Here is a 12273-nt window from a genome sequence, read left to right as displayed (position 1 = left end):
CCCCCCCCCCCCCCCCCCCCCCCCCCCCCCCCCCCCCCCCCCCCCCCCCCCCCCCCCCCCCCCCCCCCCCCCCCCCCCCCCCCCCCCCCCCCGCCGGAAGTCACATCGGCACTGAACGGATGACCTACTTGGCCCACGGGTCCCGCAGGATGATGTCCGCCAGCGCCGGCACCACCGCACAGCCGGAGAGCATCCGCTCACCCTTCTGCGCACTCGCCACCCGGTCATGTTCCCGCCGTGCCCGTTGACGATCAGGATGCGTGAGAATCCCGCCCGGATCACGGAGCGGCAGGAAGTCGTCGACACCGGTGGGCGGATGAGGGCCGTGCTGCTCGGTGGCCCAGATGGGCAGCAGCACCACCGCGTCGCGCGCCGCGAGGGCGCACAGTTCGGCGACGGTCAGACGGTTCCACTGGACTTCGCTCATCAGGAACTCCTCCCGGACGTGACCGATGCGGTGTGCAGGGCGCCGGGGCGGGTGCGGATCCTAGAGGTGGTCGGCGTCGACCACGGCCTGGGCGAAGACGGTGGGCGCCTCCTGCGGCAGGTTGTGGCCGATGTCCGCGATCGTGCGGTGCAGGTAGGGCCCGGTGAAGTGGGTGCGGTAGGTGGAACCGTCGCCCGGTGCGGTGAAGGGGTCGAGGGCGGGGTCGAGAGTGACGGTGGGGACGCCGATGGGGGGCTGGGCGGCCAGCTTCTTCTCATAGCGGTCGTAGCGTCGGTCGCCCTCGATCAGACCGATGCGCCAGCGGTAGTTGTAGAGGACGATGGCGGCGTAGTCGGGATTCTTGAAGGCCTCGGCGGTGCGCGCGAAGGTGGCGTCGTCGAAGTCCCAGTTGGGGGAGACGAGGGTCCACACGTAGCGGCACAGTGCGATGCGCTTCTCCTCGTTCTCCATGGTCTTCTTGCCGCGGTCGGTGGCGAAGTACCACTGGTACCACCAGTTGTGCTCGACGGCCGGGGCGGCGGGATCCAGCTGCATCTTGCGGTCGGTGATGACGTAGCCGCTGGTGGACAGGAGGGCCTTGACGCGCTCGGGCCACAGGGCGGCGATGATGTCGGCGGTGCGCGAGCCCCAGTCGAAGCCGGCGAGGACGGCCTTCTCGATCTTCAGGGCGTCCATGAACGCGATGACGTCCAGGGCGATGGCGGACTGCTCGGCGTTGCGCGGGGTGTGGCGGGACAGGAAACGGGTGCTGCCGTGGCCGCGCAGGTACGGAACGAGGACGCGGTAGCCGAGGTCGGCGAGGAGCGGAGCGACGTCGACGAAGCTGTGAATGTCGTACGGCCAGCCGTGCAGGAGAACGACGACGGGTCCGCGGGCCGGGCCGGCCTCGGCGTAACCGATGTCCAGGACACCAGCCTTGACGTGCTTGAGTGTGCCGAATTCGGTGTGGGTGCCTGGGGTGATGCTGGGCACCGTGGGAGCGGAAGCGCCGCCCGCCGTCTCCTCGGCGGTCGCGGCGGATGCGTTGGTCCGCAGGCCGGACAGTGAGACCGCTGCCGCTCCCGTGCCCAGGCCGGCGGCCTTGCTGAAGGTACGCCTGTTGATCATGTGAAGCCCTCCGTCGTGCGATTCCGGTGACTGGCCCGAGCCCGGGAAATACCTGCTCATCTCAGCGGTACGAGATCACCGCGGCTCTTGATGAAAGGACCCTCGCACACCGTTCGTCACCTGTCAAAGCGGTGACGGATGATGATTTGGCGAGAAGGGGTGGTGGGTCCGAGGGACTTCTGCTCCTTGAGTGGGGCCGGCAGCACACACTCTCGCCCGCAACGCAGTGGGACGCATCAGTCACATGACGGTCGGACGTGGTGCGGGTGTGGCCTGAGGGTGTGAGTCGATATGTGTCGACTCTGCTCGGGTGGTGAGGGTGGTGAGGGTGGTGAGGGTGGTCAAGGGTGGACCTTTCTCTGTCTTCGCTGACGTCGACAAACTCCATGCGGATCGCGCAGGAGGAGATCTTCGGCCCGGTCCTGGTGGTCATCGCCTACGACGACGAGGATGACGCCGTCCGCATCGCCAACGACTCCGAGTACGGACTCTCCGGCGGCGTCTGGTCCTCCGGCGAGGCTCACGCGCTGGCAGTCGCCCGCCGCATCCGCACCGGCACCGTTACCGTCAACAGTGCCTCTGTTGCCTTCGACGGCCCGTTCGGCGGCTTCAAGGTCAGCGGCATCGGCCGCGAGTACGGCGCGGTGGGCCTCGGCACCTACACCGAGTACAAGACCATCACCGTCTGACGCGGGCCAAGGCGCCCCCAATGCCCTCGCGCCGCACAGCACAGCAGCGCAGAGCGAACGCCGAGGCGGCAGGTCGCCCGACCTCCTGCCGCCGGCGCCGGTCGACACGAAAGCCCCGCCGCGGATGGCGGAGCTGTCGAAGTCCGGGACCGTACGAAGCCGATGTTCCTGTCCCGCCCGATCGGCCGTGCTGGGGCGGGACAGGCGTGGTGTCTTGTGTGCCGGCTGTCTACAGGCCCAGGTCAAGGGCGAGGCAGGAGTAGAACTTCCATGAGCCCTCAGGGTCGTACGACGATGCGTTCACCCCTCCGGCGGGCGCGGCCTCGACCTCTGTGGTCATGTCCTCGAGGCGTATGCGCTCGGGGAGGCTGCCGAATCGCGCGTGTCGTACCGCCGCCTCGGCGGCTTCTGTGGTGAGCCCCTTGCTCATGACCGTGCTCCACTTCGTCGATCGTGGATGGTGTCCTGGTTGTTGCTTGGACAGCTATCAGCATGCTCTCGCTTACGTCACCTGTCAAGGCGGTGACGAATGCGGGGCGTGGGTGGGCCGATCACCTCATGGCGTCGACTTCGAGGATCGCGGCGGTGAAGGTATCGGGACGCTCTTGGGGGAGGTTGTGGCCGGCCCTCGGTACGACGTGACGCTTCTCGGTGGTCACGCCGGGCGGGTTCTCGTAGCCGACCAGGGTGATGCCGGTGGCTGCCTGAACGGGCGCGGTGAGGTCGTGGGACGGGGTCCACGGGTAGCGGTTGGAGTTGGCGTACATCCGCATGGACGTGCCGATCGAGTTGGTGGCCCAGTAGATCTTCGCGTTGGTGAGGATGTCGTCCTTGCTGAAGACGTTCTCGACGTTGCCGTCGTTGTTGCTCCAGTTCGTCCAGCGTTCGAGGATCCAGGCCCGCATGCCTGCCGGGGAGTCGCTCAGCGCGTGGCCGAGGGTGCTTGAGTCGAGGACGTGCACGGCGACGTGGGCGACGAAGCGCTTGTGGACAGAGAGGATCCGCCGGTGAGGTCGCAGGCATGGTCGCCGTTGAACATCTCAGGGACTCGTAGTACTTGTGGCCGAGTTGAGTGGTCACCATGGAGCCGAGGTCGGAGCCGGCGGCCGCGTATTTCTCATGGCCGAGGACTTCCGTCATCAGCTTGTGGAACAGGTCGGCGGCCTTCCAGAAGTTCATGTCCGGGTTGTCGGGCAGGGGCGTTGACCAGCCGAAGCCGGGCGTCGAGGGGACGATGACGTCGAACGCCTCGGCCGGGTCTCCGTCATGGGCACTCGGATCGTCGAGCTGGTCGATGACCTTGGTGGCCATCGCGACGGTCGACCGCGGGCGGGGCGCCGAACGCGGCGCCGAGGACGGCGGCGAAGGTGTCGTACTCGGCGCCGCGCAGTGGACGTACGGACGTGCTCGCGGCGAACCGCGGCACCGGACGGCGCCTTCGAGCGGGAGCAGTAGGAAGGGCTGCCGCGTGAGCGTGGTGAGCGCGTGCGCGGCGGCGGGGCCGACGATCTCCGCCGTCCGGCTCGCCACGCATCCGGATGCTCCAGGGCAGTCTCTGGGTCTGGGCCGCGGCCTTATCGCCGAGCAGGCCGATCTCCGCCTTGTCCGGCGTCGGGCACCGGCAGCGCCGGGGTGACGAGTCCGCGTCGGTGCGATTCCCGCCGGCGAGGCGAACTGATCTGCACCGCCGTTGCACAGTCGGCCGCAAACCTGATCTCCGCGGCCCCCGCATATACCAGCGGTCGGCTCAGATCCAGGTGTCGAGCCACATCCTGGTGTGCCAGTCGGCATAGGGGATCGTCTGCCCGGAGTAGATCGGGAAGAAGTAGATGAAGTTCCAGGCGATGAGAAGCACAAGCACGCCTGCGGCCACCGCACCTCGTGTACGGCGCTTGGGAGTTGCTCCCGGAGGGCCCAGCAGGGCTCCCACCGTCATCGTCACGGCCAGGCACAAATACGGCACGAAGACGACCGCGTAGAACGAGAAGATCGTACGGTCCTGGTACAGGAACCAGGGCAGATACCCGCCACCCACCGCACAGAGGACGGCGCCGGCGCGCCAGTCGCGGCGCAGTGCCCAGCGGTAGAGCAGATACACGAGGGCGCAGCAGGCCGACCACCACAGGAGCGGTGTGCCCAGGGCCAGGATCGCCTGTGAGCAGTCGGTGGTCGTGTGGCAGCCGTCGCTCCCGGGTTTCGGCGACTCGTAGTGGAACAGCACAGGGCGGCCCAGGACAAGCCAACTCCAGGGATTCGACTCGTACTTGTGGGAGATGTGCAGCCCCACGTTGAACTGGTAGACCCCGTACTCGTAGTGCCACAGACTGCGCAGCGGGGCCGGGATCCACGACCAGGTGCCGCCGCGGCCCTCTGCCCAGTGACGTCCGTAGCCTTTGTCGGACAGGAACCAGCCGGTCCATGTCGCCAGATACGTCAGGACCGCGACCGGAACCAGGGACACCACCGACCAGCCGAAGTCCTTGCGGAGCATGGCCCGATACGGGTGGTGCGCCCCGGCGACGCGGCGGGCGCCGACGTCCCACAGCAGGGTCAGGATCACGAAGAAGGCGAGGAAGTACAGGCCGTTCCATTTGGTGGAGGTCGCCACCCCCAGGAAGAAGCCGGCGGCGAGCCGCCAGGGCCGCACGCCTGTCCCGACCCGGTCGCCGGTATGTGCGTCCGGGCGTATGCGGCCGTCCTCCTCGATCGGCAGGGCGGCAGCGAGCCCGGCCCGCGCCCGGTCCCGGTCGATGAGCAGGCATCCGAACGCCGCCAGCACGAAGAACATGACGACGAGGTCGAGCAGAGCGGTGCGGCTCATCACGTAGTGCAGACCGTCCACCGCCATCAGTGCTCCGGCCAGGCAGCCCAGCAGGGTGGAACGGAACAGGCGGCGTCCGATGCGGCACAGCATCAGCACCGACAGCGTGCCGAGGACCGCTGTCATGAAGCGCCAGCCGAAAGGGTTGAGGCCGAACATCCACTCGCCGAGGGCTATCACCCACTTGCCCGTCGGTGGGTGTGCGACGAAGGCTCCGCCGTCGGAGAGCGGGATCACCTGAGGGTCGGCCAGGATCTGCGGGTCGGCGATCTTGCGGTCCGGCCAGGTGCTCTCGTAGCCGAGCCGCAGCAAGGCCCAGGCGTCCTTGGCGTAGTACGTCTCATCGAACACGACCGCCCGCGGGCTGCCCAGACGCCAGAAACGCGGCAGCCCGGCGAGGAACGCCACCAGCAGCGGCCCGCCCCATCCTGACCAGCGCGCCAGCCGGTTCGCTGCCGCCGGGGAAAGCCCGAGCACGCGCCACAGCCGCGCGTCGGGTTGGGGAAACGGCGCCACCAGCCGGTCCCGTACGGACGTACGCGGACGATTGACGTACCCGAAGCGGCGCAGCCGTTGCTCCCAGGAGACCGCCCGGGGCTTCGCCGCCTGCTGCGGCTCGTCGGCCACCGCCGGCGCGTTCTCATGCATGACGTGGTGAGCCTTCAGTTCGTGGAGAGCAGGACAAGCGGGGATCGGCTGACCGATGGGCGGTGATGGTCACGCCGGCTCAGTCAGCCCTCACTGACCGGAAGCGCTTGAACCTGGCCAACCGGCTACCCGGGTGGTGGTCGAGGTCCGTGTCGGCATCGGCGCACCCTTGGCAGTGGAGGCGGGGCGAGTCGTCGAGGTTTCCGTGACCGACTCGGCAGAGGTGACGGGGCGGGGCTGAGGACTGGTCGGCCCGCCCTGGGCGAACAGGCTCGCCAGGAGCAGGCCGACTCCGAGTCCGGCAATGGTCAGCACGGATCCGGTGGCCATCCAGATCGTCCGGACCCGCTGCCGGGCACGGACGCCGGCTCGCAGGCGGACTTGGTGCCGTTCCTCGTAGGGCGTCTCCGTCGTCTCGTTGTCACGCATCATGCGTGCCAATTCCTGCTCGAACTGATCCATGGCTCCTCCTTCACTCGACCGGCTTGACTGCCTCGGCCAGAAGCCGCCGCAGCCGTGCGACGCCGCGCGCCGTGAGCGAACGGGCGGTACCCACCGGACACCCCAGCACCTCCGCGACGTGCTGCTCGGGCAGGTCCTGGTAGTAACGCAGCACCACCGCAGCCCGCTGCCGCGCCGGCAACAACGCCAACATGGCCTCCAATCGGGTCCGTTCGTCCACGGCGGCGGTCTCATCTCCCACCCCCGGCGGGTCGGGCAACTCGTCCACCGGGTGCTCGCCCCACCAGCGGCGCCGCGCCGAGCGTGCCGCGGCACGGGCCATGACCCTGCGCACATAGGCCTCGGGCGCCTGCTCGGCCACCTTCGGCCACGCAAACCACAGCTTGACCAGCGCCTCTTGAAGCAGATCCTCCGCCCGGTGCCGGTCTCCACCCGTGAGCAGCCTCGCCAGATGAAGCAACGCCGACCATCGGGCAGCCACGAACCGGTCGAACTCATCGGTCCGCAACTGCCCCATCTGCGTTGCCCCTTGCCTCCCTGCCGAGCACGCCGGCCTCCACCGCACGATGAACGGCACCGTGTCATCGACCCCGTACGCCGCCGCAGGACCGCGGACGCGCCCCCACACCTACAACAAAGACACTGACCCCTGCCCCGCTATGCACCTTCACCATGTGGCGTGCGTCACATACCCCATTCCGGCGGCTGCGGCTGCGGCTTCGGATTCACTTCGCGGTCGAAGTGGGCGAGTTTCTCCAGGAACCACATGTCCTGCAGGAGCATCGGGCCGCGCGGACCGGAGGTCAGCGAGTTCTGGTTGTCAGGAACCGGTGCGCCGGCAGTAGTCGTCAACGGCTTCTGGTTGTTCTCGGGTGTAGCTCGCTCCTCGGTGAGTGGCTGCTTGCCTGCGTCAAGGCACGGCGCGGCCCTGGCCGGTCGCGTGCCCGTCCAAGCAGCTCTGCCGCTCGTAACGGCACACATAGTATGTTGGAACATATATACGTCAAGGTATGATCCAGGCGCACACGTGTGAGCCTGCCTCTGCCGCCCGACGGTCTGGCACCAACGCTCACTGCAACCGAGGTGGCGGCAGAGTCCACGGCCCGGACCGGGGTCACAGGGGGCCCAGCACATCTCGGGGTACGGCTGGGAGCTCAAGGGTTTCGAGGACGGTGAGCAGGTGCCGCTCCTCATAGCGGAAGTGGTTCTCCATGATTGCGCCGATGCCTTCGAGGTGTTGGTCGAGCTCCTCGGGCGGTACGGCCCGGTCGACCGCGGCGCGGAGACTTCCTAGCAGGTGGGCGATCATCGAGTGATCCTGCTCGAGCGAGCGCAGCACGGGGCGAAGCTCCGGATGCGCAGCGGCGACGGCCGGGAACAGGGTGCGGTCTTCGCCCTGGTGGTGGCCGTCGAGAGCCGTGCAGAAGCCGTGGCAGTGCAGCAGCAGCTCACGGGTGGCCGCCTCACCGGGGGTGCCGTCGGCGAGGGAGGCGCGGGTCACGGACAGGGCTTCCCGCAGTCGGTGGTGCACCCGACGGAGTTCTTGGCTCCAGGCGACGAGCCTGGTCGTCTCGCGCTCAGTCACGCGAGAGCGAAGGGTGCGACAACTGCATCGTCGGCGTCCTTCGATCCGGCGCCTCCATGCCTGACACGGTCTGCCACCGGCACGCGACGCTTCCCGCACACTACCGCGCCTGTTGCCCTGTCGACACCGCTTCCGTCCGGCACGTCATGCTGCGCGAGCCGCACCACTCCTGCTGCTGCGCAAGCCACCTGCCGTGACGTTTCGACGGCCGGCCCGGAGACACTCGGCCGCTTCAGTTCACCAGCGCAGCGATCACCCGACGGACGATCCAGCGGGCGACAGCAGATCAGGGCGGCCGCGGTTCCGGCGAAGGCCAGGACGTCTTCCGCGTTGCGCCCGTAGTGACTATGCAGGCGGCGGCTGCTGTCAGTCCGGCCAGACGGTCAGTCCGGCCACCGTCCGCTTCGAGGCCCGCGCGGCCGTGTGTGTCGGCGTATCCCTGCTTGAGCAGGGAGGTGACCTCGAACAGTGCCTGCCCCAAGCGGTCTTGGGGCACCAGAGGTGAAGTGTCGAACGCGGAGCCGTCGAGAGGCCACGGTCCGCTGTCGCAGGTGATCAGGCTGACGGCCGCCTCGCGGGACGCGGCCCCGGTGGCCACCTCGCCCGGTCGGAGAACGACGACGTGACCGCTGCGTCGGTCAGTGCGATGCCCCCTGCGATGGTCGCCGACAGGCGGATGTGACCCATCGGTTACGTGCCTGTCCGGACGCGCTCCGGGTCGTGTATCTGCTCGCCGGAACCCGACGGCCGGGAGACAGGTGTGAGTTGATAGCGCTGGCACAACCGGGACATGTCACTCGGGTGGCAGGGGACATGTGAACTCGCAAAGACGTTCATCACCGTCTTGACGGGTGACGGCGGCGGCTGCCATGATTGCGTCACCGCCCCAACCAGTGACGCGAAGAGTGTCCTGGTCGGCAGATGTCCGAAGACCTTTCGATCCAGCTGGGGAGCTCCAGTCATGGCAGTCAGCTACACCGCCGTTGTCGACGTCGACGGAGAAGGCCGCAACGGCGGCCATGTCCGCTCCTCCGACGGTCTGCTGGAGACCAGCCTCGCCCTCCCCAAGGAGCTGGGCGGCGCCGGCACCGCGACGAACCCCGAGCAGCTCCTGGCCGCAGGCTGGGCCGCCTGTTTCCTCGGCGCTCTGCGCCGCGCCGCCACCATCCGCAAGATCCGCCTCACCAGCACCACTATCACTGCCGAGATAACCCTCATACACGGCGAAGACGGCGAGTTCTCCCTTTCCGCGGTCCTCAGCCCCGTGCTCGGCGGTGTCGACCAGGCAACCGCCGAGGAGCTCGCGCAGGCCGCCCACCAGCTCTGCCCGTACTCCAAGGCCACGCGCGACAACATCCCGGTCACCATCAACGCCGGTGCCGCCGCCTGATCCGCCCCCTGAACCCCGGGTCCCGTGCTCCCCCTGCACGGGGGCCCGCCACCCCTCCGTCGTACCCACGCCGCCGATCGAAGAACGAGGACGGACATGGCTGCCATGACGCACACATATGTACGGATCGCCCCGCAATCTCGCTCGGATCGCGACCGCGTCTCCGGCGAGCGGCCTTCCCGGGATACGCCAAGACCCGAGGGCAATGATTGGCCGACGGACACGCAGGTGTGGAACTGGTCGGGGAGTGCGGCGCTTGCGGGATACGGCCCGTCGGCCTCCAGCTTCCTCTGACCGGCGGAAGACACTGAGCAACATTCACACGTATCCCGAAACCTTCAGGTCATCTGTCTCCTGTAACGAAGGGAGTCAGATGACAGAGGCAACACATGTCGATCGCGGCCGACACTGAGAGCGCAGTGCAGTGCCGGTCCAGGTATGCCGAACCATCGAAAGCGAGATCACCACCATGGACATGAAACTCGAAGTCGTCATCCTGCCCGTCTCCGACGTGGACCGGGCCAAGGGCTTCTACGTGGAGCAGCTCGGCTGGCGCCTCGACGCCGACTTCCCGATCAACGACGGCTATCGGATCGTGCAGGTGACCCCGCCCGGCTCCGAATCCTCGATCATCTTCGGTCAGGGCCTCACTCGGCAGGAGGCGGGCACTCTCCACGGCCTCCAGCTGACTGTCACCGACATCGTCAAGGCCCAGGAGGAGTTGACCTCCCGTGGTGTGGAGGTCTCCGGCCCCTTCCGCGACGAGACCGGTGCCTTCCGCCACGCCGGTGACTCCCACCGGGTTCCCGGCCTGCACCCCGAGCGGGCCAGCTACGGCACGTTCGCCGCCTTCAAGGACCTCGACGGCAACGAGTGGTTCCTCCAGGAGATCACCGAGCGCGCCCCCGGCCGCTGACACCGACAGCCAGCCACGACGACGGCACACAACACATCCGACACATATCCATCCGACACCCATCCGACCGGCTCGGGCCACCGGAGGACACATGACGACCGAGAACATCCGCACATACGACGTCATAGTGATCGGTGCAGGCCCGGTCGGCGAGAACGTCGCGGACCGCACCATCGCCGCGGGTCTGAGCACCGTCATCGTGGAGAGCGAACTGGCCGGCGGTGAGTGCTCGTACTGGGCCTGCGAACCCAGCAAGGCCCTGCTGCGCCCAGTCCTGCTGCGCGCCGACGCCGTGCACGTCCCGGGTCTCGACCCCGCCGTCAAGGGCCCGTTGGACGCCGAGGCCGTTCTGGCGCACCGCAACCGCATGTCGGCCGACTGGAAGGACGACGGCCAGGTCGAGTGGATCAAGTCGGCAGGTATCGACCTGCTGCGCGGTCACGGACGGTTGGCGGGGGAGCGAGAGGTGTCCGTGGAGACTCCCGAGGGCGACATCGTCCGCCTACGCGCCCGGCATGCCGTCGCCGTGTGCACCGGCAGCCGCGCGGCTCTGCCCCCGCTGCCCGGGATCGAGCACCTGCGGCCCTGGACCAGCCGGGAGGCCACCAGCGCCCAGCGGCCGCCTCGGCGCCTTGTGATCGTCGGCGCCGGTGTGGTGGGCGTCGAGATGGCCACCGCCTGGCAGGCCCTCGGCAGCCGCGTGACCCTGCTCGCCCGGGGCGATGGGCTGCTGCCGAGGATGGAGCCCTTCGCGGGCGAGCTGGTCACCGAGCGGCTGCGGGAAGCCGGTGCGGACGTTCGTTTCAACGTCTCCGTCGTCGGCGCGGAGCGGGTGGGCGGCGGCGAGGTCCGTGTCACGCTGTCGGACGCGGGTGAGGTCACTGCCGACGAGATCCTCTTCGCCATCGGCCGTGCCCCGCGCTCGGAGGACATCGGCCTCGGCGCCGTCGGACTGGAGCCGGGTGGCTGGCTAGCAACCGACGACAGCCTGACCGTCGCTGCTGTCCCCGGGCACTGGCTGTATGCCGTGGGCGACGTCAATCGCCGGGCTCTGTTCACCCACCAGGGCAAGTACCAGGCGCGCGTCGCCGGGTCCGTGATCGCCGCCCGAGCCCGGGGGGAGCAGCTGGATACCGGCCGTTGGGCGCGGCACAGCAGTACGGCCGACGTCGAGGCGGTTCCCGGCGTCGTCTTCACCGACCCCGAGGTCGCGTCCGTTGGTTTGACCGTCCGTGAGGCCGAGCGCGCCGGGCGGGACGTCGAGGTCGTCGACTACGAGATCGGACATCTCGCGGGCGCCGTCCAGTACCGCCCCGACTACCGGGGCAGGGCGCGCATCCTCGTCGACCGGGGCCGTCAGGTCGTCGTCGGGGCCACGTTTGTCGGGCCGGGCGTCGGCGAGCTGCTGTACTCGGCCACCGTCGCCATCACGGGGGAGGTGCCGGTCGAGCGTCTCTGGCACGCCGTACCTGCCTTCCCGACCATCAGTGAGGTGTGGTTGCGCCTGCTGGAGATGAGGAGAGACTCATGACCACCGCACGCGACCTCGCGCTCATCGCCCTGGGTATGTCGTCCGATCGGCCGGTGGCGCAAGGAGACCTGTCCCTCGCGCTCGCGGGGGCCGAGACGATCGATCTCCTGGAGAGCGGGGCGCTGAGTCTGGACGGCGATCGTGTGATGCCCGGTTCTCGGTTGACGACGGGTGACCGTCTGCTGGACCAGGCCGGCGCCACGCTCACGCGGCGCGAGCCGTACGAGAAGGTCGACGACTGGCTGTGGCGCCGCGGTGGCGGGCTGGCCGCAGCCTACGTCGACGAACTGGAGCGGGCCGGGCTCGTCGCCCACCCACGGGGCCACTTCGGGCTGTGGTCCGCGCGCAGTGTCCTGGCCGACTCGCGAGCCCGCCGTAGTGCGGAGGAACGCAGCGCGTCCGGCGAACCCGTCCTTGCCGCTCTGCTCGCGGCCGCAGGGATCGGGGAGGACCCGGCCGAGGTCTACGAGAGCCTTTCCGGGGACGCGGTCACGACGGTTCTGGCCGCCGTCGGCGACGCGGTGACGCAGTTGGAGGCCGTACTGCTGCGGTGGGACGTCGAGAACGCCGCGTTCGACAACATATGGCGGGGGTAGGTCCGTTCAGCGTCGGGTGAACCTCTCCCAGGACACCGTCCGGCGGCCCGACGGTCGCGTCGTGAGAAGGCGCCTCAGCC

12 protein-coding genes and 2 pseudogenes are annotated in these 12273 nt (G+C 68.7%); 5 read left to right on the top strand and 9 right to left on the bottom strand.

The window, feature by feature from the left end; genetic code table 11:
- Window positions 1-124 precede the first annotated feature (124 nt).
- Window positions 125-427: a creatininase family protein gene (locus tag ACN6LB_RS30025; RefSeq protein WP_445028604.1), complete on the bottom strand. Its 303-nt coding sequence runs from the start codon at window positions 425-427 to the stop codon at window positions 125-127.
- A gap of 60 nt (window positions 428-487) precedes the next feature.
- Window positions 488-1555 carry an alpha/beta fold hydrolase gene (locus ACN6LB_RS30020; RefSeq protein ID WP_445028603.1) on the bottom strand — a complete coding sequence of 356 codons (1068 nt, stop codon included), beginning with the start codon at window positions 1553-1555 and terminating at the stop codon, window positions 488-490.
- A 334-nt stretch (window positions 1556-1889) separates the two neighbouring features.
- Here ACN6LB_RS30020 and ACN6LB_RS30015 point away from each other — a divergent pair.
- Window positions 1890-2244 (top strand): annotated as a pseudogene (locus ACN6LB_RS30015) (aldehyde dehydrogenase family protein); the annotation flags it as partial.
- A gap of 229 nt (window positions 2245-2473) precedes the next feature.
- Here the strand turns inward: ACN6LB_RS30015 and ACN6LB_RS30010 are convergent.
- The 7 genes and pseudogenes from ACN6LB_RS30010 to ACN6LB_RS29980 form a co-directional block, all read right to left on the bottom strand.
- Window positions 2474-2674, bottom strand: coding sequence for a hypothetical protein (locus ACN6LB_RS30010; RefSeq protein ID WP_445028602.1), 201 nt, complete (start codon window positions 2672-2674; stop codon window positions 2474-2476).
- Between the two features lie 77 nt (window positions 2675-2751).
- Window positions 2752-3555, bottom strand: coding sequence for an alpha/beta fold hydrolase (locus tag ACN6LB_RS30005; RefSeq protein WP_445028601.1), 804 nt, complete (start codon window positions 3553-3555; stop codon window positions 2752-2754).
- Between the two features lie 436 nt (window positions 3556-3991).
- Window positions 3992-5713, bottom strand: coding sequence for a dolichyl-phosphate-mannose--protein mannosyltransferase (locus ACN6LB_RS30000; protein ID WP_445028600.1), 1722 nt, complete (start codon window positions 5711-5713; stop codon window positions 3992-3994).
- Between the two features lie 90 nt (window positions 5714-5803).
- Window positions 5804-6175, bottom strand: a complete 372-nt coding sequence (locus ACN6LB_RS29995; protein WP_356147983.1) for a hypothetical protein — start codon at window positions 6173-6175, stop codon at window positions 5804-5806.
- 10 nt (window positions 6176-6185) lie between these two features.
- Entirely contained in the window at window positions 6186-6692 is a 507-nt protein-coding gene (locus ACN6LB_RS29990) for a SigE family RNA polymerase sigma factor (RefSeq protein ID WP_445028599.1), read from the bottom strand.
- A 200-nt stretch (window positions 6693-6892) separates the two neighbouring features.
- Window positions 6893-7027 (bottom strand): annotated as a pseudogene (locus ACN6LB_RS29985) (catalase); the annotation flags it as partial.
- A gap of 262 nt (window positions 7028-7289) precedes the next feature.
- Window positions 7290-7760: a hemerythrin domain-containing protein gene (locus ACN6LB_RS29980; RefSeq protein ID WP_445028598.1), complete on the bottom strand. Its 471-nt coding sequence runs from the start codon at window positions 7758-7760 to the stop codon at window positions 7290-7292.
- A 961-nt stretch (window positions 7761-8721) separates the two neighbouring features.
- Between ACN6LB_RS29980 and ACN6LB_RS29975 the strand changes: the two genes are divergently transcribed.
- From ACN6LB_RS29975 to ACN6LB_RS29960, 4 genes are all read left to right on the top strand, one after another.
- Window positions 8722-9150: an organic hydroperoxide resistance protein gene (locus ACN6LB_RS29975; protein WP_445028597.1), complete on the top strand. Its 429-nt coding sequence runs from the start codon at window positions 8722-8724 to the stop codon at window positions 9148-9150.
- Window positions 9151-9619: 469 nt separating this feature from the next.
- A complete protein-coding gene (locus ACN6LB_RS29970) occupies window positions 9620-10066 on the top strand; it encodes a VOC family protein (RefSeq protein WP_445028596.1) in 447 nt (148 codons plus the stop codon).
- 91 nt (window positions 10067-10157) lie between these two features.
- Window positions 10158-11597: a dihydrolipoyl dehydrogenase family protein gene (locus tag ACN6LB_RS29965; protein ID WP_445028595.1), complete on the top strand. Its 1440-nt coding sequence runs from the start codon at window positions 10158-10160 to the stop codon at window positions 11595-11597.
- Window positions 11594-12193 (top strand): GOLPH3/VPS74 family protein, encoded by a 600-nt coding sequence (locus tag ACN6LB_RS29960; RefSeq protein WP_445028594.1) that lies wholly within the window; start codon window positions 11594-11596, stop codon window positions 12191-12193. The genes ACN6LB_RS29965 and ACN6LB_RS29960 overlap by 4 nt, the downstream gene beginning before the upstream one ends.
- Window positions 12194-12273 lie beyond the last annotated feature (80 nt).

This window comes from Streptomyces sp. SAS_270, assembly GCF_052543295.1.
This window is presented reverse-complemented; position numbering and strand designations above follow the sequence as displayed.